A 20,575-nucleotide genomic window follows, 5' to 3' on the forward strand; every position below is an offset into this window, starting at 1 on the left:
GCAAGTGCCGCTGGCACGCTTCACACACGACCGCACCCGTTCCAGAAAGACCTGAACGAAGCGAAGGGATTCGCACGATGAAACGCTATTCCGCATTTGCCATCGCCCGCGAGGCATTCCGCCAGCACACCGGCTGGGAACGCGCCTGGTCCTCGCCGGAGCCGAAGAAGAAATACGACGTCGTGATCGTCGGCGCCGGGGGGCACGGGCTGGCCACGGCCTATTACCTCGGCAAGAATTTCGGCATCACCAACGTCGCGGTGATCGAGAAGGGGTGGCTTGGCGGCGGCAACACCGGCCGGAACACGACCATCATCCGCTCGAACTATCTGCAGGACCCCTCGGCCGCGATCTTCGAGAAGGCGCGCAGCCTGTACGAGACGATGAGCCAGGACCTGAACTACAACGTCATGTTCAGCCCGCGCGGCGTGATGATGCTGGCGCAGACGCATCACGAGGTGCGCGGCTGGCAGCGCACCGCGCATGCGAACGCGCTGCAGGGCGTGACGACCGAGTACATCGGGCCCGAGCGCGTCAAGGAACTGTGCCCGATCATCAATATCGAGGGGCCGCGCTATCCGGTACTGGGCGCGCTATGGCAGGCGCGGGGCGGCACCGCGCGGCACGATGCGGTCGCGTGGGGCTATGCGCGGGCCTGTTCTGCGATGGGCATGCACATCATCCAGAAGTGCGAAGTCACCGGTGTGCGCTCTGAAGGCGGCAAGGTCAAAGGCGTCACCACCACCAAGGGCGACATTGACTGCGACAAGCTGGGCATCGTCGTGGCCGGACATTCCGGTGTGCTGGCCGACATGGCGGGCTTCCGGCTGCCGATTGAAAGCGTGGCGCTGCAGGCGATGGTTAGCGAGCCGATCAAGCCCTGCATGGACGTGGTCGTCATGGCCAACACCGTCCACGGCTACATGAGCCAGTCCGATAAGGGCGAGATGGTGATCGGCGGTGGCGCCGACGGCTACAACAACTACACCCAGCGCGGCAGCTTCCATCACATCGAGGAAACCGTGCGCGCGCTGATCGAGACCTTCCCGATGATCAGCCGCCTGAAGATGCTGCGCCAGTGGGGCGGTATCGTGGACATGACCGGCGACCGGTCTCCGATCATCTCGAAGACGCCGCTGGATGGCTGCTTCATCAATGCGGGCTGGGGGACCGGCGGGTTCAAGGCGATCCCCGGCTCTGGCTGGGCGATGGCGGAACTGATGGCGAAGGGGCAGTCGCCCCTGGCCGACGGTTTCGGGCTGGACCGCTTCCGCGCCGGCCGCTTCGTGGACGAAAGCGTCGCGGCGGGGGTGGCCCACTGATGTCAGTGGACGTGCGGAATGCCGGCCTGAACAGGCCCGGGCGGCGCGTTGAGCGGCGTCTGCGGACCGGCGACGAGATCTTCCTCGCGCCGGGCGAGGTCGGCCAGGTCCGCCTCGGGGCATTCCAGCACGCCGATGGCGTTGACGCCAAGGCTCAGCGCTTCGTGCCACTTGGCGTGACCGTGGATGCGGTCGGCGATGCTGGTGTCGGCGCGTCCGAAGTAAAGCGGCGTCGCGATGCCAAGGACGCCGGTATCGCGTCGAAGGAAAACGTACAGCCCCGCGCACTCCGGCAGTTCCGCGATGCGGGTGCAGACCGAGAACGTGTATTCCGCCCCCGAGGCGCCCCGCGCGATATAGGTCGAGTGGTCCGGCATGTCTCCCATCCCCTGGGCTTCTGCACGGGCGAAGGGTCGCCGCATCGCGGCGACAAGTCAAGTTTTGTGTCGGCTGTGTTTCAGTTGGCCACATCTGGTGGTATCTCCGGCGGTTCCCTGCCGATTGCCGCAGGTGCATGGAACCATTGCAAATCACCCCGCGTTGGCTCGCCAACTGACGCGAAAGGAGCGATTTCATGGTTGATCAGAACTTCCAGCGTGACCGCGAATACATCCGCGAGACCGACAAATCCGGCGGCGGCATGTCCGTCATGGCTTTCATCGTCGGCGGGCTTGTCGTGCTTGTCGGCATTCTCGCCTTCGTCTTCTGGGGCGATGTCGAGGGCAGCTTCGGCGGTGCAACCACCGGCGGCGGCGACGTTTCCGTCACCGTTGAAAGCGAAGCCTCGGGCGACGCGGCTGCGACTGACAGCGCTGCCGATCCGGCCCCGGCAGAGACGGCTGCACCCGATGCCGCCGCGTCTGCTGACGCCGAAGCCGAATCCGGCAACTGAACGTGGGAACACCCACACGGCACTTCGGGGGACCGCGCCATGACGCGCGGTCTTCCGATGCCTCGTTCTTCGGCGGTTCGCCGCCCAAGACTTCAGCCGAAGTGTGTCGTTTACAGACCACTGGCGGCTGCTTGCCGAACAAATCGAACATCATTGGCAGCTTTCGGCCTGCCCTTGGATCAAAGCACGAACAAGCCTGTTGCGCACCGTCCGTTGGCCCTAGTTTCGCCGGGTCGAAAGGAGGGCGTTACATGGAAGACGTCCGGCAGTTTGCCCGGTCCTCGGACCTTTGGATCTGGCTGTGCGGCCTCGCGTCGCTTCTGCTTCTTGGTCTCATTCTTCCCGGCGCGTCCGAAGACGGCCGGTCCAGCGCCGTATACATGGGCCCGCACACCAGCCCGTATGCGTCCGCACGCCCCGACTTCCGTCCCGAATTCCGGATGGGCAGCGCCATGCTGCTTCCCCGCATCGCGCCCGAGCCGCTTTTCGTCCCCGAGCTCGTCGCGACCGCTTCGGTCGACTGACACCCACCACCACACCACTCACGACCACCTGACGGGCGGGCATCTGCGGATGTCCGCCCCGTTGCCATGCAGGAGCGCCCAATGCTGATCCTGACCTGCCCCTATTGCGGAATAGAGGCTGACGAAACCGAACTGTCTCCGGGCGGTGAAGCGCATCTGAAGCGCTTCGGCCCCGGCTCGACCGACGAGGCGTTCGAAACCTATCTCTTCCACCGCGAAAACCCGAAGGGCGTGCATTTCGAGCGGTGGCGTCATGCGATGGGCTGCGGCAAGTGGTTCCACGCCGCGCGTTGCACGGTGACGCTTGAGGTGTTCGGCACCTATTCGGCGCAGGTCACGGAACCGCCAGCGGAGATCCGCGAGAAAATCACCACCAAGCGACCTGGCTGGAGCTGGAGGGGCATCGAATGAGCACGCGTCTGGGTAAGGGCGGGCGGCTTCTGGACCGCAGCCGGCCGCTGGAATTCACCTTCAACGGCAAGCGGATGAAGGGCTACCAGGGCGACACGCTCGCTTCGGCGCTGCTGGCGAACGGGCAGACGCTGGTGGGCCGGTCGTTCAAGTACCATCGCCCGCGCGGCATCGTCGCCTCGGGCGCCGAGGAACCGAACGCGCTGGTCAACCTTGGACGCGACGGCCGGTTCGAGCCGAACCAGCGGGCGACCACGCAAGAGCTGTTCGACGGGCTGACGGCGGAAAGCCAGAACCATTGGCCGAGCCTCGAATTCGACGTGGGCGTGGTGAACAACTACGCGTCCAAGTTCCTGCCGGCGGGGTTCTACTACAAGACCTTCATGGCGCCGCGTCCCGCGTGGAAGCACGTGTTCGAGCCGTTCATCCGCAAGTCGGCCGGTCTGGGCCGCGCACCGGTGGACCGCGACGCCGACATTTATGAACATTTCCACCTGCACGTGGACATCCTTGTGATCGGCGGGGGCATCGCCGGGCTGACCGCCGCCAAGCAGGCGGCGGCGACCGGGGCCAGCGTTCTGGTGGTCGAACAGACCGCGCATTGGGGCGGTCGCGCCCCTGTGGACGCGGGCGAGATCGACGGCGTGCCTGCTGCCGACTGGGTGAAGAACGCGGTGGAACTGCTTAAAAGCGCGGACAATGTGCGCATGGTCTCGCGCTGCATGGGGTCGGGCGTCTACGACCACGGCTCGGTTCTGGCATACGAGCGCCTGACCGATCACGCGCCGCAGGACGACACGCCGCGCCACCGTCTGTGGCGCATCCGCACGAAGCATGTGATCACCGCGACCGGCGCCATCGAGCGGCCGCTGAGCTTCGCGGGCAACGATCTGCCAGGCGTGATGCTGGCCGGTGCGGTGCGCGACTATGCCGTGAACTGGGGCGTCAGCGCCGGTGACAGGACGGTCGTGGTGACGAACAACGACGACGCCTATCGCACCGCCTTCGCTCTGCTTGAGATGGGGTTGGAGGTTCCGGCCATCGTCGATGCGCGCACCACGCCGCAAAGTCCGTTGATCGAAAAGGCCCGCGCCATGGGCATCCGGGTCGAGACGGGCCGGGGCGTTGCCAAGGTGAAGGGCCGCGCGCGGGTCGAAGGCGTGGCGATCACCACGCAGGCGGGCGAGGGCGCGGTGCTGGAAACCATCCCCTGTGACGTGGTCGCGATGTCGGGCGGCTGGTCTCCGGTGGTTCACCTTTGGTCGCATTGTGGCGGCAAGCTGACGTGGGATGAGACGCAGGCCTTCTTCCGTCCGGACCGCACCAAGGCGCCGACCGGCGACAAGGGGCAGCCCTTTGTCACCGTCGTCGGCTCTGCGAACGGCATGCTCGGCACCGCCGAGGTGCTGGCCGACGCCCACGCGGGCGGCGGGGCGGCTGTCGCGTCGGTGACGGGGCAGGAGCCTGCGACCGTGCCTGTGCCGCAGGCCGAGGTGGAAACGCCCGCACCGATCGAACCCGTCTGGATGATGCCGCAGGGCGCCAGCCACGAACTGCGCAGCAAGATGTGGCTGGACTACCAGAACGACGTGAAAGTGTCGGACGTGCAGCTGGCCGCCCGCGAGGGCTATGAAAGCGTCGAACACACCAAGCGCTACACGACGCTGGGCATGGCGACCGATCAGGGCAAGCTTAGCAACATCAACGGCCTTGCCGTGCTGGCGCAATCGCTGAACGCCGAGATCCCGGCGGTCGGCACCACCACCTTCCGTCCGCCCTATACGCCCATCTCGATGGGGTCGATCGCGGGCGAGGCGCGGGGCGAGATCTTCCAGCCGCTGCGCCGCACTCCGATGGACGACTGGCACGACTCCAACGGCGCCTATTGGGAGCCGGTGGGCCACTGGCGCCGCCCGTACTGCTATCGCGGCGTTGCCGAAACGGCAGCCGAGGCGGTCATCCGCGAGGTGAAGAACGTCCGCGAAGGCGTTGGATTGCTTGACGCTTCCACGCTCGGCAAGATCCTTGTGAGAGGGCCGGACGCGGGCCGGTTCCTTGACATGATGTACACCAACATGATGTCGACCCTGAAGGTCGGGCGCTGCCGCTATGGCCTGATGTGTTCCGAGAATGCCTTCCTGATGGACGACGGCGTCGTTGCCCGCGTTGGCGAGGACGAGTGGCTGTGCCACACCACCTCGGGCGGCGCGGACCACATCCATGCCCACATGGAGGAGTGGCTTCAGACCGAATGGTGGGACTGGAAGGTCTACACCGCGAACCTGACCGAGCAATACGCCCAGATCGGCGTCGTCGGCCCGAAGGCGCGCGAGGTGCTGGAACTGGTCGGCGGCATGGATGTCTCGAAAGAGACGCTTCCGTTCATGGCGTGGGCCGATGGCCAGCTGGACGGCATCCCGGTGCGGATCTACCGCATCAGTTTCTCGGGCGAGTTGTCGTTCGAGATCGCCACCAAGGCGGGCTATGGCCGCGCGTTGTGGGACAAGTTGCTGGAGGCGGGCCGGGTCTTCGGCGTGATGCCCTACGGGACCGAGGCGCTGCACGTGCTGCGGGCCGAGAAGGGCTTCATCATGATCGGGGACGAAAGCGACGGCACCGTGATCCCGCAGGATCTGGGCCTCGACTGGGCGATCTCGAAGAAGAAGGAAGACTTCATCGGCAAGCGCGCGCAGGAGCGGTCGCATTTCGCCGACCCCGAGCGATGGAAGCTGGTCGGGCTGGAAACCACCGACGGCTCGGTGATCGAGGACGGCGCCTATGCCGTCGCACCGGGCGAGAACGTCAACGGCCAGCGCAACGTGCAGGGCCGTGTGACCTCGACCTATTGGTCGCCCACGCTGAACCGCGGCATCGCCATGGGGCTTGTCGCCCACGGACCGGACCGGATGGGCGAGGTCGTGGAGTTCTCGAAGGTCGATGGCGGCACCGTTGCCGCCAAGATCGTATCGCCCGTGTTCTATGACCCGGAAGGGGAGAAGCAGAATGTCTGATCCGGTTGGCGCTCTTCAGCCCGGAACCTACGCGGGCATTGCCGAGGTTCAGGTCCTGCCGCCGCAGGGCATGATCGTGGTGCGCGGCGATCTGTCCGACGTCGCGCTGCAAGCGGCGGTCACCGCCGCCGTGCCGCTGGCGATGCCCGGACAGACGGGCGCAAGCTTCGAGAACGGCAGGGGCATCTTCTGGATGTCGCCGGACGAACTGCTGCTGATGTGCCCCTATGCCGAGGTCGCGGGTCACGTCGACAGCATCGGCAAGGCGCTGGCCGGGACGCATCACCTTGTCGCCGACATCTCGGACGCCCGCGCGGTCTTCGCCGTCGACGGGGTGGACGCCCGCGAGGTGCTGGGCAAGCTGACGCCCGCCGACCTTGCGCCGTCCGTGTTCGGGCCCGGCAGCTTCCGCCGCACCCGGCTGGCGCAGGTGCCGGCGGCGGTTCTGTGCGAAACGGACGACCGCTTTGTGCTTGTCTGCTTCCGCTCGGTCGCCGGATACGTCCACGAGCTTTTGAAAACAGCGGCAATTCCGGGCAGCGAGGTCGGGTATTGGCGCGATTGACGCGCGGGTGGCCGGGGGAAATCCCGGCCACGCCCCTTGACCTGACGCGTTCCATGCCATTTCTGTGCCGTGGACATCATTCCTATTACGACAAAGGGGACCCCCATGGCTTTCGAACTTCCCGATCTGCCCTACGCCCATGACGCGCTGGCCGACAGCGGCATGTCCAAGGAGACGCTGGAGTACCACCACGACATCCACCACAAGGCTTACGTCGACAACGGCAACAAGGCCATTGCGGGGACCGAGTGGGAAGGCAAGTCGGTTGAAGAGATCATCAAGGGCACCTACGACGCGAACGCCGTCGCCCAGAACGGCATCTTCAACAACGCCTCGCAGTTCTGGAACCACAACCAGTTCTGGGAGATGATGGCGCCCGGCGGCACCGGCATGCCCGGCGAGCTGGAAAAGGCGCTGGTCGAGAGCTTCGGCTCGGTCGACAAGTTCAAGGAAGACTTCGCCGCAGCGGGCGCGGGCCAGTTCGGCTCGGGCTGGGCCTGGCTGGTGAAGGACACCGACGGCGGCCTCAAGGTCACCAAGACCGAGAACGGCGTGAACCCGCTGTGCTTCGGCCAGACCGCTCTGCTGGGCTGCGACGTGTGGGAGCATTCCTACTACATCGACTTCCGCAACAAGCGTCCGGCCTACCTGACCAACTTCCTCGAGAACCTGGTCAGCTGGGAAAACGTCGCTTCGCGCATGTGATCTCTGCCTGACGGCGGAACAGGGGCCTCGCGTCACAGGACGCGGGGCCCTTTTCTTTTGCGGCGGTGGTCACCGCCCGAACAGGATCGCGTCGGCGCCGGGCAGGACGTTGTGGTGCAGCACGGTTACGCCGTCCCGGGTCCAGGTGGTCGCCTGGCAGGTGCTTTCTTCGGGCAATGCAGAGAAGCCTATGTCGCTTAGCAAATGCGGCGGCAGCGCGCCAAGTCCGGCATAGGGATCTTCGGTTTTGGCAGGTTTTCTGATCCATGCTCGAATGCGGCCAAGGATGGATTGGCGGGGGCGGGCAAGTCTGGTGTCGCAAATCGCTTCGGTCATGTGGCTATTCTTTCAATATCATCTAAGGATGCCTTGAAAATACCGAACGCCGATCAATTGCCGCAAACCACTATTTCGCGTATCATGGCTTAGGAAAACTGATCCATGAGCCCGCCATGCGCCTGCCACCGCTGAACGCCCTTCGCGCCTTCGAGGCCGCCGCCCGCCACGAAGGCTACATCGCCGCCGCCGAGGAACTGCACGTCACCCGCGGCGCGGTCAGCCGGCATATCAAGCTGCTGGAGGATCATCTTGGCGTGCAGCTGTTCCGCCGCCACGCGAAGGGCGTCGCGCTGACCGAAGCGGGGCGGAACCTGCAGCCGGTGCTGGAACGCGCGTTCCGGGACATCGTCTTGGGGGTGGAACGCATCTCCCGCGACGCGCAGGAACTTCGCATCCTGTGCCCGCCCGCCACCTCGTTGCGGTGGCTGATGCCGCGGCTGGATGACTTCCGCACCTGCCACCCGGACATCCGCGTCAGGCTGACCACCGATTTCCACACGTTGTCGGGGTTCGACAATACCGAGTACGACATCGGCTTTTCGGTCTCGAAGTGGCCGCGCAACGACGCCCGCATCGCGGTCGAGACGGTGTTTCCGGTGTTGATGACGCCCATCTGCACCCCCGCGATGGCGGAAAGCCTGCGTGCCTCGGGGCCGGAGGGGCTGGCCGACGCTACGCTTCTGCACGACACCCCCCGCCGCACCGACTGGCGTGACTGGCTGGCGACCTACCCGGTGAAAGGCGTGTCCGAGACGTCGGGCGACACCTTTCCGAACCTCGACATGGCGGTGAAGGCGGCGGTGATGGGGGCAGGGGTGGTGATGGCGGACCTCGTTCTATGCCGCGACGAGCTTGAGACGGGCGCGCTTGTGGCGCCGTTCCCGGACCTGGCCTGCAAGGCCAGCTATGGCGACGTCTGTCTCGTGGGAGAGCGGTCGCGGTGGGAGGACCCGAAGGTGCGCCTGTTCCGTGACTGGGCGCGGAAGGCCGCACAGCCGGACGTGGATCGGCTGCATCGCGCCTGATGCGCGGCCTGCTATGGAACACGTCCCGCCGCCGCTGCGTTGGTCCTCAAAGCAAAGGAGGAACCGATATGGCAGAGCGTGCAAGATCCAATGACGGGCACCGCGAGACCGAGGAAATCCTCGGCCAGAAGCCCGAAGACATGGACCCGGCCCCGTCCGGTCAAGGCCGCAACGGTGGCGAGATCCAGCGCAAGGTCGGCACCCGCGACGAAGGCAAGCGGTACGACGAGACCTCGGCGGGCAACACCCGCCCGTTGGCACAGGACCAGAACGGCAGCGGTGACAAGGAGAAGGTGTGATGACTGATATCCGCAACGGCACATGGGTGCTGATCGCCGATGGCGAGAAGGCGCTGTTTCTGCGCAACGATCTGGACGAGGTGAACCTCGACCTGAACGTCGTGCGCATCGAGGAACAGGACAACCCCTCGGATCGCGAGCAATCCGCCAACCGCCCCGGCCGCATGGCCGACAACGGCGCGGGGCAGCGGTCGGCCTTGGACGACACCGATTGGCATGAACTGGCGAAGGAACGCTTCGCCGACGATCTGGCCGACATCCTGTACAAGCTGGCGCACAAGGGCCGGTTCGACCGTCTTGTGATCTGCGCGGCGCCCAAGACGCTGGGCGAGTTGCGCGACAAGATGCACAAGGAGGTCTTGCAGCGGGTGATCGCCGAAGTGCCGAAAGACCTGACCAACCACCCGCTCGACAAGGTCGAGCAGATGCTGGCGACCGAGTTCGCCTGAGACCTGCCGACAAGGGTCGACGGGTTGACATCGCCGCCGTCCGGGCGCCTGTGGCGCGGGAACGGAGTTTGCGATGTCGGACGGAACGAAAGGCGCGATCGCGGTAGCGGTCGCGTCAATCATGTGGGGCCTTGTCCCGATCTACTACAAGCTGCTGGCCCACGTGCCGCCGCTCGAGGTGCTGGCGCACCGGACCATCTGGTCGCTGGTGTTTTTCGGGCTTGTGCTGATGGTGCAGCGGCGTCTGCACGAGGTACGCGCGCTACTGTCCCGGCCGTCGGACCTGGCCGCCATCGCTGCCGCCGCGACCCTGATCTCGTGCAACTGGCTGCTGTTCATCTATTCCGTGCAGATCGACCGCGTGACCGAGGCGTCGCTGGGCTATTACATCTTCCCGCTCGTATCGGTCGTGCTGGGGATGGTCTTTTACCGCGAAACACTGAAGCCAGCGCAGGCGGCCGCGGTGGTGCTGGCCGCGGCGGGGGTCGGGGTGCTGACTTGGGGGCTGGGCGCGGCGCCATGGATCTCGATCGGACTGGCGCTTTTGTTCGGCTTCTACGGCGTCATCAAGAAATACGTGAACGCGGGGCCCGTGGTGTCGGTCTCGGCCGAAGTTCTGCTGCTGGTGCCGCTGGCCGTGGTCTGGCTGTGGGGCGTCCATGCGCAGGGCTGGACCGGCCTGACGGGCGAGACCCTTGGCACCTTCGGGCATGACTGGTCGGACAGCCTGTTGCTGATCGTCTCGGGGCCGCTGACCGCAGTGCCGCTGATCCTGTTTTCCTACGCCTCGCGGCGGGTGACGATGGCGACAGTGGGACTGGTGCAGTACCTGAACCCGACCCTTCAGTTTCTTGTCGCCACCGTGCTGTTCGCCGAGCCCTTCACCCCCTGGCACGCCATCGCCTTCCCGCTGATCTGGGTGGCGCTGGCGATTTACTCAGTGTGGGCGGTGCGTCACGAAAGGTCGGCGCGCAGGGCGGCGACCAGTTCGTCCACGGTATCGACCACCACGTAGAAGTCCCGCAGAGACTTGTCGGCGAAGCCCTCGTTGATGGTCTGGTCGATCAGGGCGATTAGCGGCTGCCAGTAGCCCTCGACATCGACAAGGTAGATCGGCTTGGCGTGCAGCGTCAGCTGGCGCCAGGTCAGCACCTCGAAGAACTCGTCCAGCGAGCCCGCGCCGCCGGGCAGCACGACAATCGCGTCCGAGTTCATGAACATGACCTTTTTACGCTCGTGCATGTTCTCGGTGATGATGAAGCTGCCCAGATCGCGCTTGGCCATCTCGCGCGCCAGCAGGTGTACCGGGATCACGCCGAAGGTCGATCCGCCCGCGTCCTGCGCCGCGCGGGAGACTGCGCCCATCAGGCCGACATCGCCCGCGCCATAGACCAGACGCCAGCCTTCCTCGGCCATCAAACGGCCCAGATCTTTGGCGGATTGCACGTATTCGGGTTTCGTGCCGTTGCGTGAGCCGCAAAAGACACAAACAGAAGGGGGAACGGACACCAGATATAGCCCTCGCGGCAATGAGTTTTGACCACAGATAGCCGGGTTGGTAGAGTCGCTCAACCGCCCGCCGGGGGTGCCGGGCGGTGTTGGAGAGAGAAATGCTGTCGAGTATCGGATCTGTGGTCGGTGGGGGCCGTGCGGCGGGGGCTGTGATCGTCGTGTTGATCGCCGGGGCGCTGGGGTATGGCGGCTGGCGACTGGTCGCGCCGGACATGCCCGCAGGCGACGAGGACGTGGCCGAAGTGTCGAGCGCCGACACGCCGGTCGCGGACACGCCCGATGTAGACGAAACCGCCGCGTCCGAGACGCCGGACGCCGAGCCCGACGCGGTCGCAGAGACCGCCCCCGAAACGCCGGAGCCGCCGGAAGCCCCGGAAACGGAACCGCCGGTCTTCGACGTGGTCCGCGTGGATGCGGAGGGCAACGCACTGATCGCGGGCCGCGCGACGCCCGAGGCCGACGTGACCATTCTGCTGGACGGGGTCGAAGTCTCGAAGACGCCAGCAGGGACGGACGGGAATTTCGTGTCGATGTTCTCGGTCCCGCCCGCGGACGTCCCGCGCGTGATGAGCCTTGAGATGGAAGCCGAAGGGTTGGGCAAGGTGCCGTCGGTCGCGACGGTGATCCTGCAACCCGCCCCGGCGGGCGCCGCGCCCGAAGTGGCGGGCCTGCCCGAAGGCGCGGCGACCGACGCAGCGCCGGACGTCGTTGTATCTGATACCCCGGACACCACCGCACCCGACGAACCGGTGGCAGAGGCGCCGGAAGGCGTCGAGCCCGATGTCGCCACCACGCCGCCCGCCGATGTGGCCGAGGTCTCCACCGACGGCGACACCGCATCGGATGCGGTCGAGATGGCGGGGGCAGACGAAACGGTTACGGCTGAAGACACGGGTGCAGACACGGCGGCGGATACCGAGACGGCTGCCGCCAAGGACATGGACGCGGACGTGCCGGACAGCGCCGACATCGCCGATGCCGCAGAGACAGAGGGCGAGGGCGGCGACATCGCCGCCACCGTCGCGGGCACCGTGGTCGCGGGCGCTGGCGCTGCCGTAGAGGCGCTGGCGGACGGTTTGACCGGAGAGCCGGGGCCCGACAGCGACGAGACCGCGGCGGCGGACGAGACCTCGGAAGACCCCGCTTCGGCCGACACGGCAACCGACACCACCGCGCCGGACAGCGCAGAGACAGCGCCGGAAGACACGGCAGAGGCCACAACGACCGAGGACAGCGCCCCTGTCGAAACGGAGGCCGAAACGGCGGTCGAAACGGCGGACGCATCGTCGGCGCCCGACGTCTCTGCGCCGGAGGCTCCCGAGATCGTCGCGCCCGACGTGGCCGCCGCCTCGGAAGCTCCGCAGGTGCCGGACAACGGCAACGCCCCCGACGTGCCTGCCGCGCCTTCGGTGCTGCTGGCCGACGACACCGGCATCCGCGTGCTGCAATCCGGCGGGGCCGAGACCCGGCCGAACCCGACGGTGGAAATCGACACCATCACCTATGACCCCGAGGGCGACGTCGCCGTCGGCGGGCGGGGCGGCAGCGGCGGCTTCGTACGGGTCTACATCGACAACCGCCCGGTAAAGACGACCGAGATCGGTGTGGACGGCCAATGGACCATGGATCTGCCCGACATCGACACCGGCATCTACACGCTGCGCGTCGACGAACTGGACGCCGAGGGCGCGGTCGTGTCGCGGGTCGAGACGCCGTTCAAGCGCGAAGAGCCTGAATTGCTGGCGGCGCTGGAAACCTCGCGCAGCGGCGGAGACGCGGATGCGCCGCGGCCGGAACTTCTGACGGTCCAGCCGGGCAATACGCTTTGGGGCATCGCGTCCAAGCGCTACGGCGACGGCATGCTGTATGTCCGCGTGTTCGAGGCCAACAAAGAGCGTATCCGCGACCCGCACTGGATCTATCCGGGACAGGTCTTCGCGATCCCCGAATAACGCCGGTGCGCCATGTCGGCGCGGACCGAGAGAGATGTCTGTGTCTCTCTGCGGGCTGGTCAATCCTGAAGCGGATGCCTAGGTAGTGGGCGCGTCTGTCAAGGAAGCCCGATGCCACCCAGCAGAATGACCGATTGGAACAGTCCCGCAGCCCGCAAGAACGGGTTGAACGTGGTTGCCAAGGTTGCCCCCTATCTCTGGCCCGACGACCAGCCTTGGGTGAAGCGGCGCGTGGTGTTTGCCCTGCTGGCGCTGCTTGTCTCCAAGCTGATCGCGGTGGGCACGCCGTTCTTCTACAAGGCCGCCGTCGATGCGCTGTCGGGCGAGGCGGACCGCGCCGACATGTGGCTGGCGATGGGGGCCGTGGGCCTGACCGTCGCCTATGGCATGGCGCGGCTGATGAACGTGGGCTTCCAGCAGTTGCGCGACGTGATCTTCGCCGCCGTGGGTCAACGCGCCCTGCGCCAGCTGGCGCTTGAGACGTTCCAGCACATGCACGCACTCAGCCTGCGTTATCACATCACCCGCAAGACCGGCGGCCTAAGCCGGATCATCGAGCGGGGCGTGAAAGGCGTCGAGTTCCTGTTGCGGTTCCTTCTGTTCTCTATCGGGCCCTTGCTGCTGGAACTGCTGCTGATCGCGGTGGTGCTCGCCGTTGTGTTCGACCTTTGGTACCTCGCCGTCGTCTTCGTCACCATCGGCCTGTACATCTGGTTCACCTTCAAGGTGACCGAATGGCGGGTGAAGATCCGCAAGCAGATGAACGATCAGGACACCGACGCGAACCAGAAGGCGATCGACAGCCTGCTGAACTTCGAAACGGTGAAATACTTCGGGGCCGAACGCCGCGAGGCCGAACGCTATGACGGCGCGATGGCGGGCTACGAACAGGCGGCGCTGAAGACCTCGTACTCGTTGGCGTTCCTGAACTTCGGCCAGTCGCTGCTGATCACCGCCGGGCTTGTCATCGTGATGGTGATGGCCGCCATCGGAGTGCAGAACGGCAGCCTGACCGTCGGCGACTTCGTGATGGTCAACGCCTACATGATCCAGATCACCATGCCGCTGAACTTCCTTGGCACGGTGTACCGCGAAATCCGGCAGGCGCTGGTGGACATGGCCGAGATGTTCGACCTGCTGGAACAGCCCGCCGAGGTGAAGGACGCGCCCGACGCCAAGCCGCTTCAGGTGAATGGTGGCGAGGTGGTGCTGGACGACGTGCGTTTCGGCTACGACGCCGAGCGGCCGGTGCTGAAGGGCGTCTCGGTCCGCGTCGGCGCGGGCGAGACGGTGGCCATCGTCGGCCCCTCCGGTTCGGGCAAGTCCACCATCGGGCGGCTGCTGTTCAGGTTCTACGACGTCACCGGTGGCGCGATCCGGATCGACGGGCAGGACCTGCGCGACGTCACGCAGGAAAGCCTGCACGCCCAGATCGGCGTGGTGCCGCAGGACACGGTGCTGTTCAACGATACCATCCTCTACAACATCGCCTATGGCCGTCCCGAAGCCGCGCGGGACGAGATCGAGGCCGCCGCGCGCGCGGCGAAGATCCACGACTTCATCCTGTCGCTGCCGGAAGGCTACGAGACGCAGGTGGGCGAGCGCGGGCTGAAGCTGTCGGGCGGTGAGAAACAGCGCGTCGGCATCGCCCGGACGCTGCTGAAGAACCCGCCGATCCTGCTGCTGGACGAGGCCACCAGCGCGCTGGACACTGAAACCGAGCGCGATATCCAGACCGAGCTGAAAGCGATGGGCGAGGGGCGTACGGTCCTGACCATCGCGCACCGGCTGTCGACCATCGCCGACGCGGACCGCATCGTGGTGCTGGTGAAGGGAGAGATCGTCGAAGAGGGCATTCATGCCGCCCTGCTGGCGCAGAACGGCCGCTATGCCGCGCTTTGGGCGCGGCAGGCGGCAGAGATCCCGGACGAAGAGCCAAGGCTCGCGCATCCGGGCGAGGAAGAGGCAAAGCCAGAGCCTGCTGACGGCGGCGATCTGCCCGCAGACGGGCGCTGGCGCTGGTCCGGCGAGACCTGAGCGCCCGCCGCTTGCGCTTTTGACAGGTTGGACCCTCATCCCGATGTCTCAGGTAACGGCAACGGCAATGGCGGCGGGGGATGGGCCGGCGGACGGCGCGCGGTAACGGTCGATTAAGCGCTATCGTCAAAAACATGCCGTGTGCATGCATTTTGCTTGCCATGCTGCACCGCCGAAACTAAGGGGGTTCACGAGTTTCAAGGAAGTCCCCCATGTACCGTTTCGCCCTCATCCTCGGGATGCTGGCCGCCATCGGCCCGTTCGCCATCGATATGTACCTGCCCGCGATGCCCGGCATCGCAGAGGATCTGAATGCCTCGGCGGGCGGGACGCAGTTGACGCTGACCGCCTTTTTCCTCGCGTTCGGGGTGTCGCAGCTGGTCTATGGCCCGTGGGCGGATCAGGTGGGGCGGAAACGCCCGCTGTACACCGGACTGACGATCTTTGCGCTGGGCTCGGTCGGCTGCGTGCTGGCGCCGACGCTGCCGGTGCTGGTGGCCTGCCGGTTCCTGCAAGGGATGGGCGGCGCGGTGGTCATGGTGATGCCGCGCGCCATCGTGCGCGACATGCACACCGGGCCCAAGGCGACGCGGCTGATGGCGACGGTGATGCTGGTGATCTCGGTCTCGCCGATGCTGGCGCCGCTGGCGGGCAGCGCGGTGATGGGGCTTGGCGGCTGGCGCGGGATCTTCGCGATCCTCGCCGTGGTGGGCGTGCTGGGGCTGGTGCTGACCGCCCGCGCGCTGCCCGAGACGCTGCCGCTGGAACGGCGGGTGCCGGTCAATCTCAAAAGCCTTGGGCGCGGTCTGCGCACGCTGCTGAGCGACCCGACCTTCCTTGGCCTGACCTTCATCGCGGGCTTCGGCATGGCAAGCTTCTTCGTGTTCCTCGCCAGCGCCTCTTTCGTCTATGTCGACCAGTTCGGCCTGTCGCCCACCGGCTTCTCGCTGGCCTTCGCGGTCAATGCCATCGGCTTTTTCAGCGCCTCGCAGGTCGCCGGTCCGCTGGCCGAGCGCATCGGCATCACCCGCGTGATCGTGCTGGGCGTGGGCGCCTTCCTGTGCTTCTCGCTGACCACTCTGTCGCTGGTCGCGGCGGGCGGCGGACTGCCGGTGATCATGGGCGGCCTGTTCCTTGGCAACGCGGGCCTCGGGCTGGTGATCCCGACCGTGTCGGTGATGGCGCTGGACGCGCACGGCAAGATCGCGGGTCTCGCCGCCTCGCTGGGCGGGACGTTGCAGATGGTGACGGGTGGCCTGATGATCGTGGTGTCTGGCCTGTTCTTCGACGGAACGGCGGTGCCGATGCTGGCGATCATCGCTTCGTGCGCGGTGATGGCGGCGCTTTTAGCGGCCTCGACCCTGCCGCGGCTGATCCGGGCGCAGCGCGCCGCGGCCGTCTGAGCCGCGACATCCCGCGAGGATGTGACCGCAGGCCGCGGCGGCACATGCCGCTGGGGCTTGTTGCGCACCGGGAAGGTCAGTAATCCTTCCACCATGTCGTTCTGGGAATACGCCAACCCCGTCAAGTTCATGACGACCTCGCAAAAGGTCTTGCCGTGGATCGGGGGCCTAGCCGCCCTGTGCCTTGCCACCGGGCTGATCTGGGGCTTTTTCTTCACGCCCGAGGACTACCGGCAGGGGTCGACCGTCAAGATCTTCTACCTGCACGTCCCCGCCGCGATGATGGCAATCAACGCGTGGGCGATGATGCTGGTCACCTCGCTGGTCTGGATCATCCGCCGCCACCATGTCTCGGCGCTGGCCGCGAAGGCCGCGGCGCCGGTGGGCGTGACGTTCACGCTGATCGCGCTGGTGACCGGCGCGATCTGGGGCCAACCGATGTGGGGCACGTGGTGGGCGTGGGACCCGCGGCTGACGTCCTTCCTGATCCTGTTCCTGTTCTACCTTGGCTACATGGCTTTGTGGGCCGCGATCGAGAATCCGGACACCGCGGCGGACCTGACTTCGGTCCTGTGCCTCGTGGGGTCGGTCTTTGCGATCCTCAGCCGTTACGCGGTGAACTTCTGGAACCAGGGCCTGCATCAGGGCGCCTCGCTGTCGATGGACAAGCAAGAGAACGTCGCCGACGTCTTCTGGTATCCCGCGCTGGTGGCGATTGCCGGGTTCGTGCTGCTGTTCGTGGCGCTGGTGCTGCTGCGGACCCAGACCGAGATCCGCCGCCGCCGCCTGCACGCGCTGGAAATGCGCGAAAGGATGGGATGATGCCCGAACTTGGAAAATACGCCGGCACGGTGCTGTCGGCCTACGGGATCAGCCTGCTGCTGCTGGCGGGCGTCGTGGTGCTGAGCGTCGTCCAGTGGCGGCGCATGAAGCAGCGCCTTGCAGCGGCGGAGGCGCGGCGCAGCAATGGTTAAGCCCCTTGTTATGCTGCCGCCGGTCCTGTTCGCGGGGCTGGCTGCACTGTTCCTTCTGGGCATGAACCGCGACGACCCCGACGCGCTGCCGTCCAGCATCGAGGGGCAGCCGGCCCCCGCGCTGACGGTGACACCCCTGGGCACGCTGCCGGGCTTCGACGCCGAGACGCTGGCCGAACCGGGCGTTAAGCTGGTCAACTACTGGGCCAGCTGGTGTGCGCCCTGTAGGGTCGAGCACCCCAACCTCGAGGCGCTGGCCGCCGAGGGGGTGCCGATCTACGGCATCAACTACAAGGACGAGGCGGCCAAAGCCTTGGGATTCCTTGAAGAACTGGGCAATCCCTATGCCGCCGTCACGGCAGATGGCGGGCGCACGGCATTGGACTGGGGCGTCTACGGCGTGCCCGAGACCTTCGTGCTGGATGGCGATGGCAATGTGGTTCTGCGGTTTGCGGGTCCGGTGACCCAGCGGGTGATCGAAGAACGGATCCGCCCGGCAATGGAGCGCGCCGCCGAGTGACGGCGCGCTCTGGCTAATCAGCCGATATAAGCGATGACGACCATAAGGGCGAAAAAGCCCAGTTCGGCCACCGGCCAAATCAAAGAAGCTCTGCGTTGCAGCGGCACGCTGGTATCGATTTGCATAACGTTCCCTTACCCCTCTCAATGCCTGGCAAATTAGAGCGAACTGGCATCGATCACTAGGAAACGATTTCGATAACTTACCTTGGGTAAGGTCGATCCGGGCCGTAACTTGTACTTAAGTATATGTTTGCGGCGGGAATGTGCGGGAATGTGGCGAAAGAAAGGCCAGAGGTCACAATCTAAGGTAGAATCGCCTCAAAAACATAACCGCACAATAATCGCGGGTCGCAGTTATTGTACGAGTTACCTAGACGAATCTCTCTTCAGGCGCGAAGCGCGGGGATCTCGGTACCCGCCGGAATGCCCAGCCGGCGACGCAGCCCGGCGGGCAGCAATCGGGGTGATGCGATGCGTGGCCGCTGCATCTCTGGGATGACGCGATCTACCCCGTAAAGCCCTAAAAACTCTTGATAATTGTCGAATGCGCGCCGTCCCGCCGCGTCGATGAAACTTTCCGACGGCATACCCTCGGCGACGATCACCTCGTGGTCCTCTGTTTCCACGTGATAAAGTGCAAACTGTTCTGGCAGGTTTTCAGGCGGAAGCCAGCCGATCCCATTGCCGCCCACCAGCGCGCCCGCGTTGACGATCACGCCGTCCAGCAGCAGCCCGTGATCCGCCGTCACGCAGAGATCGCGCTTGGGACATCCGGGCGCAAATGTGTCAGCGGGGATGCGGACGATGCGCAGATTGAAGGGCACCAACGCCCGGTTCATCGACATACGCCCGACCCAGCGGATCGGCACGTGCCGGCCGTCGTCCGTCTCGACTAGGTCTCCGATGGTCAGTTCCTCGACCGCGCGCAGACCCGCCGAGGTCGCGATCCGGGTGCCCTGAAGGAAGCACAGCGCCAGCGGCGCGGTCTCCAGCGGGCCGAAGGCGGAATATTTGGCGGGGAAGTCCGCGTATTCGGCGGTGGGGGAGTAGACCGCGACCTGGGGAAAGTTCAGGTCCTCGAACATCAGGAACACGTGGCCGTTGTAGTTCACCCAGCCCACGATGGGCGTCGCGACGGTCGGCGGCGTCTGGTCGTTGATGCCGTCGCCGACATTCCAGAACCCGTCATCGGTATCGGCGCTGCCAATGATCACGTTCACCGTGTTGGAACTGAACTGGCTGCCGTCGCTTTCCAGATAGGTCACACGTGTATTGATGTTGTAATCGGTCATTGAAATGCTCCTGCTGGCACCTGTGGGCCCGACGGAATGTTGTCGGCAGGGGTGCGTGGGACAGACAATCTGCAGTTAACGAATGGTTACGTTGATAACCTTCCGCGGTTGTCTGGCGCCTGTCATCAGGATTTTCGGGTAGGGGGCCTTGTGGGCGGATTTCCGACTGCGGCGGCCTGCGCCTGCGTCGAAGGATCGGGCGCGCCAAGTGGCGGCGCGCCCGTCATGCGCTTTAGCCGAAGAACGCGATGTCGTAGTCGCGTGCGTCTTCCTCGACCATTCCCAGCTTCGCCTTGATCGACGCGGGGAGGAGACGCGGCGTGGCGATGCGCGGAAGCGCGATTTCGGGGAACATCCGCTCGCAGCCATACAGCGAGAGATATTGCTTGTAGTTGTCGAACAGCTTCCGCTCGGCGGCGTCGATGAAGCTTTCCGAGGGCGCACCCTCGGCGACGATCACGTCATGAGCGTCCGTTTCGACATGGTAGACCACCACGTCGTCGGGCAACTCGGACAGCGGCGCCCAGTCGACACCAGGGGCTTCAAGCAGCGCTGCGGCGTTCACCACGTGGCCGTCGATTACCATGCCGTGGTCGGCGGTGACGCAGAGATCGCGCAGGGGCAGACCATCGCCCAGAGCGCCGGCCGAGATCTTCACGATCTGCTTGGCGCCAGAGATCATCTGTTTGCGCAGGCTCATGCGGCCGACCCAGCGTACCGGCACTTGGCGACCGTCTTCGGTGAGGACAGTGTCGCCGATGGACAGTTTCTCGACCGCGACGTCGCCGTCCGGTGTCGCGATGCCCGTGCCTTCAGCGAAGCAGACAGCCGTGCTGCCCGAACTGTCGAGCTCGATCGTGAACGAGAGGCCGGCACCGACGGGCGGGCCATCCGGGAAGTACAGATAGGTCGTGCCGCCGGAATCGAAGGCAATGACATCTTGCGGGTCGATCAGACCGACAAGGCTTGCCGTACCGTTGCCAATATAGTCGATGGGCGTGCCGTTCAGCGTGCTGACGCCATCGTCCGCTTGTTCGAGAACAAGGTCGTTGTCCGTGAGATTTGAAGGAGAGGTAAGGGTGAGGTCTGCCAGAAGTACTGTATCTGAGCCGCCGATGGTGAGGGTCAGTAGTCCCCCGTCATACGCATAAAGGTTACTAAGACTGATAGTCGGCATTATGTCCCTCCGATGGGAATGTTACTGGTACTAGGTCTTCCGGAGTTCCTGAGTGGGGTTGGGGCCTTACCTAAAAAGGTTAAGTGTCGCCCAAAAAAGGTGACAAGAAGATTCTTGTTTGAGTTGTAAAAAATCACAATTCTGACAATTTTCAATTTCTGAAG

22 protein-coding genes are annotated in these 20,575 nt (G+C 65.3%); 17 read left to right on the forward strand and 5 right to left on the reverse strand.

Annotation, left to right across the window (positions count from 1 at the left end; all coding sequences use genetic code 11):
• Positions 1 to 77 precede the first annotated feature (77 nt).
• Complete coding sequence (locus tag ACP156_RS17965; RefSeq protein ID WP_425052730.1) at positions 78 to 1,322, forward strand: sarcosine oxidase subunit beta family protein; 1,245 nt, start codon at positions 78 to 80, stop codon at positions 1,320 to 1,322.
• 2 nt (positions 1,323 to 1,324) lie between these two features.
• Here ACP156_RS17965 and ACP156_RS17970 read toward each other — a convergent pair whose 3' ends face one another.
• The gene (locus ACP156_RS17970) at positions 1,325 to 1,708 is read right to left on the reverse strand and encodes a hypothetical protein (protein ID WP_425052731.1); all 384 of its coding nucleotides are present in this window, start codon (positions 1,706 to 1,708) and stop codon (positions 1,325 to 1,327) included.
• A gap of 188 nt (positions 1,709 to 1,896) precedes the next feature.
• Here ACP156_RS17970 and ACP156_RS17975 point away from each other — a divergent pair, with 188 nt between their 5' ends.
• From ACP156_RS17975 to ACP156_RS18000, 6 genes are all read left to right on the forward strand, one after another.
• Positions 1,897 to 2,214, forward strand: coding sequence for a hypothetical protein (locus ACP156_RS17975; RefSeq protein ID WP_425052732.1), 318 nt, complete (start codon positions 1,897 to 1,899; stop codon positions 2,212 to 2,214).
• A gap of 251 nt (positions 2,215 to 2,465) precedes the next feature.
• Positions 2,466 to 2,738, forward strand: coding sequence for a hypothetical protein (locus ACP156_RS17980; protein ID WP_425052733.1), 273 nt, complete (start codon positions 2,466 to 2,468; stop codon positions 2,736 to 2,738).
• Positions 2,739 to 2,819: 81 nt separating this feature from the next.
• Complete coding sequence (locus ACP156_RS17985) at positions 2,820 to 3,149, forward strand: sarcosine oxidase subunit delta (protein ID WP_425052734.1); 330 nt, start codon at positions 2,820 to 2,822, stop codon at positions 3,147 to 3,149.
• Positions 3,146 to 6,160 carry a sarcosine oxidase subunit alpha family protein gene (locus tag ACP156_RS17990; RefSeq protein WP_425052735.1) on the forward strand — a complete coding sequence of 1,005 codons (3,015 nt, stop codon included), beginning with the start codon at positions 3,146 to 3,148 and terminating at the stop codon, positions 6,158 to 6,160. The genes ACP156_RS17985 and ACP156_RS17990 overlap by 4 nt, the downstream gene beginning before the upstream one ends.
• A complete protein-coding gene (locus ACP156_RS17995) occupies positions 6,153 to 6,725 on the forward strand; it encodes a sarcosine oxidase subunit gamma (protein WP_425052736.1) in 573 nt (190 codons plus the stop codon). The genes ACP156_RS17990 and ACP156_RS17995 overlap by 8 nt, the downstream gene beginning before the upstream one ends.
• Positions 6,726 to 6,830: 105 nt before the next feature.
• Entirely contained in the window at positions 6,831 to 7,430 is a 600-nt protein-coding gene (locus tag ACP156_RS18000; protein WP_425052737.1) for a superoxide dismutase, read from the forward strand.
• 69 nt (positions 7,431 to 7,499) lie between these two features.
• Here ACP156_RS18000 and ACP156_RS18005 read toward each other — a convergent pair whose 3' ends face one another.
• Positions 7,500 to 7,766, reverse strand: a complete 267-nt coding sequence (locus tag ACP156_RS18005; RefSeq protein WP_425052738.1) for a hypothetical protein — start codon at positions 7,764 to 7,766, stop codon at positions 7,500 to 7,502.
• A 116-nt stretch (positions 7,767 to 7,882) separates the two neighbouring features.
• On the opposite strand from ACP156_RS18005, the gene ACP156_RS18010 reads away from it, so the two are divergent.
• The 4 genes from ACP156_RS18010 to rarD all read left to right on the forward strand — a co-directional run bounded on the left by ACP156_RS18010 (position 7,883) and on the right by rarD (position 10,557).
• Positions 7,883 to 8,794 carry a LysR substrate-binding domain-containing protein gene (locus ACP156_RS18010; RefSeq protein ID WP_425052739.1) on the forward strand — a complete coding sequence of 304 codons (912 nt, stop codon included), beginning with the start codon at positions 7,883 to 7,885 and terminating at the stop codon, positions 8,792 to 8,794.
• Between the two features lie 68 nt (positions 8,795 to 8,862).
• Positions 8,863 to 9,093 carry a hypothetical protein gene (locus ACP156_RS18015; protein WP_425052740.1) on the forward strand — a complete coding sequence of 77 codons (231 nt, stop codon included), beginning with the start codon at positions 8,863 to 8,865 and terminating at the stop codon, positions 9,091 to 9,093.
• Positions 9,093 to 9,542 (forward strand): host attachment family protein, encoded by a 450-nt coding sequence (locus ACP156_RS18020; protein ID WP_425052741.1) that lies wholly within the window; start codon positions 9,093 to 9,095, stop codon positions 9,540 to 9,542. The genes ACP156_RS18015 and ACP156_RS18020 overlap by 1 nt, the downstream gene beginning before the upstream one ends.
• A gap of 73 nt (positions 9,543 to 9,615) precedes the next feature.
• Positions 9,616 to 10,557 (forward strand): EamA family transporter RarD, encoded by a 942-nt coding sequence (gene rarD / locus ACP156_RS18025; protein ID WP_425052742.1) that lies wholly within the window; start codon positions 9,616 to 9,618, stop codon positions 10,555 to 10,557.
• On the opposite strand, the gene ACP156_RS18030 is transcribed toward rarD, so the two are convergent.
• Positions 10,497 to 11,051, reverse strand: coding sequence for a TIGR00730 family Rossman fold protein (locus tag ACP156_RS18030; protein ID WP_425052743.1), 555 nt, complete (start codon positions 11,049 to 11,051; stop codon positions 10,497 to 10,499). The genes rarD and ACP156_RS18030 overlap by 61 nt on opposite strands.
• Positions 11,052 to 11,152: 101 nt before the next feature.
• Here ACP156_RS18030 and ACP156_RS18035 point away from each other — a divergent pair, with 101 nt between their 5' ends.
• From ACP156_RS18035 to ACP156_RS18060, 6 genes are all read left to right on the forward strand, one after another.
• Positions 11,153 to 13,006 carry a LysM peptidoglycan-binding domain-containing protein gene (locus tag ACP156_RS18035; RefSeq protein WP_425052744.1) on the forward strand — a complete coding sequence of 618 codons (1,854 nt, stop codon included), beginning with the start codon at positions 11,153 to 11,155 and terminating at the stop codon, positions 13,004 to 13,006.
• Positions 13,007 to 13,132: 126 nt separating this feature from the next.
• On the forward strand, positions 13,133 to 15,043 hold the full coding sequence (locus ACP156_RS18040; RefSeq protein ID WP_425052745.1) for an ABCB family ABC transporter ATP-binding protein/permease: 1,911 nt from the start codon (positions 13,133 to 13,135) through the stop codon (positions 15,041 to 15,043).
• A 212-nt stretch (positions 15,044 to 15,255) separates the two neighbouring features.
• The gene (locus ACP156_RS18045) at positions 15,256 to 16,446 is read left to right on the forward strand and encodes a multidrug effflux MFS transporter (RefSeq protein WP_425052746.1); all 1,191 of its coding nucleotides are present in this window, start codon (positions 15,256 to 15,258) and stop codon (positions 16,444 to 16,446) included.
• Between the two features lie 93 nt (positions 16,447 to 16,539).
• The gene (locus ACP156_RS18050) at positions 16,540 to 17,268 is read left to right on the forward strand and encodes a heme ABC transporter permease (protein WP_425052747.1); all 729 of its coding nucleotides are present in this window, start codon (positions 16,540 to 16,542) and stop codon (positions 17,266 to 17,268) included.
• Positions 17,268 to 17,420: a heme exporter protein CcmD gene (gene ccmD / locus ACP156_RS18055; protein ID WP_425052748.1), complete on the forward strand. Its 153-nt coding sequence runs from the start codon at positions 17,268 to 17,270 to the stop codon at positions 17,418 to 17,420. The genes ACP156_RS18050 and ccmD overlap by 1 nt, the downstream gene beginning before the upstream one ends.
• Entirely contained in the window at positions 17,413 to 17,940 is a 528-nt protein-coding gene (locus tag ACP156_RS18060) for a DsbE family thiol:disulfide interchange protein (protein ID WP_425052749.1), read from the forward strand. The genes ccmD and ACP156_RS18060 overlap by 8 nt, the downstream gene beginning before the upstream one ends.
• A 388-nt stretch (positions 17,941 to 18,328) precedes the next feature.
• On the opposite strand, the gene ACP156_RS18065 is transcribed toward ACP156_RS18060, so the two are convergent.
• Together ACP156_RS18065 and ACP156_RS18070 are read right to left on the reverse strand one after the other, a co-directional pair.
• Positions 18,329 to 19,234, reverse strand: a complete 906-nt coding sequence (locus ACP156_RS18065; protein ID WP_425052750.1) for a Hint domain-containing protein — start codon at positions 19,232 to 19,234, stop codon at positions 18,329 to 18,331.
• Between the two features lie 232 nt (positions 19,235 to 19,466).
• On the reverse strand, positions 19,467 to 20,411 hold the full coding sequence (locus ACP156_RS18070) for a Hint domain-containing protein (RefSeq protein ID WP_425052751.1): 945 nt from the start codon (positions 20,409 to 20,411) through the stop codon (positions 19,467 to 19,469).
• Between the last annotated feature and the right edge of the window lie 164 nt (positions 20,412 to 20,575).

The sequence above is a fragment of the Psychromarinibacter sp. S121 genome, assembly GCF_049801035.1.
In the GTDB taxonomy this organism is placed as follows: Bacteria; Pseudomonadota; Alphaproteobacteria; order Rhodobacterales; family Rhodobacteraceae; genus Psychromarinibacter.

Coding starts and splice junctions, on each gene's coding strand:
- ACP156_RS18035 (WP_425052744.1), top strand. CDS start 11,153: ATGCTGTCGAGTATCGGATCTGTGGTCGGTGGGGGCCGTGCGGCGGGG.
- ACP156_RS17985 (WP_425052734.1), top strand. CDS start 2,820: ATGCTGATCCTGACCTGCCCCTATTGCGGAATAGAGGCTGACGAAACC.
- ACP156_RS18040 (WP_425052745.1), top strand. CDS start 13,133: ATGACCGATTGGAACAGTCCCGCAGCCCGCAAGAACGGGTTGAACGTG.
- ACP156_RS17975 (WP_425052732.1), top strand. CDS start 1,897: ATGGTTGATCAGAACTTCCAGCGTGACCGCGAATACATCCGCGAGACC.
- ACP156_RS18005 (WP_425052738.1), bottom strand. CDS start 7,766: ATGACCGAAGCGATTTGCGACACCAGACTTGCCCGCCCCCGCCAATCC.
- ACP156_RS17990 (WP_425052735.1), top strand. CDS start 3,146: ATGAGCACGCGTCTGGGTAAGGGCGGGCGGCTTCTGGACCGCAGCCGG.
- ACP156_RS17970 (WP_425052731.1), bottom strand. CDS start 1,708: ATGGGAGACATGCCGGACCACTCGACCTATATCGCGCGGGGCGCCTCG.
- ACP156_RS17995 (WP_425052736.1), top strand. CDS start 6,153: ATGTCTGATCCGGTTGGCGCTCTTCAGCCCGGAACCTACGCGGGCATT.
- ACP156_RS18010 (WP_425052739.1), top strand. CDS start 7,883: ATGCGCCTGCCACCGCTGAACGCCCTTCGCGCCTTCGAGGCCGCCGCC.
- ACP156_RS17965 (WP_425052730.1), top strand. CDS start 78: ATGAAACGCTATTCCGCATTTGCCATCGCCCGCGAGGCATTCCGCCAG.
- ACP156_RS18065 (WP_425052750.1), bottom strand. CDS start 19,234: ATGACCGATTACAACATCAATACACGTGTGACCTATCTGGAAAGCGAC.
- ACP156_RS17980 (WP_425052733.1), top strand. CDS start 2,466: ATGGAAGACGTCCGGCAGTTTGCCCGGTCCTCGGACCTTTGGATCTGG.
- ACP156_RS18045 (WP_425052746.1), top strand. CDS start 15,256: ATGTACCGTTTCGCCCTCATCCTCGGGATGCTGGCCGCCATCGGCCCG.
- ACP156_RS18050 (WP_425052747.1), top strand. CDS start 16,540: ATGTCGTTCTGGGAATACGCCAACCCCGTCAAGTTCATGACGACCTCG.
- ACP156_RS18000 (WP_425052737.1), top strand. CDS start 6,831: ATGGCTTTCGAACTTCCCGATCTGCCCTACGCCCATGACGCGCTGGCC.
- ACP156_RS18060 (WP_425052749.1), top strand. CDS start 17,413: ATGGTTAAGCCCCTTGTTATGCTGCCGCCGGTCCTGTTCGCGGGGCTG.
- ACP156_RS18020 (WP_425052741.1), top strand. CDS start 9,093: ATGACTGATATCCGCAACGGCACATGGGTGCTGATCGCCGATGGCGAG.
- ACP156_RS18070 (WP_425052751.1), bottom strand. CDS start 20,411: ATGCCGACTATCAGTCTTAGTAACCTTTATGCGTATGACGGGGGACTA.
- ACP156_RS18015 (WP_425052740.1), top strand. CDS start 8,863: ATGGCAGAGCGTGCAAGATCCAATGACGGGCACCGCGAGACCGAGGAA.
- rarD (WP_425052742.1), top strand. CDS start 9,616: ATGTCGGACGGAACGAAAGGCGCGATCGCGGTAGCGGTCGCGTCAATC.
- ccmD (WP_425052748.1), top strand. CDS start 17,268: ATGCCCGAACTTGGAAAATACGCCGGCACGGTGCTGTCGGCCTACGGG.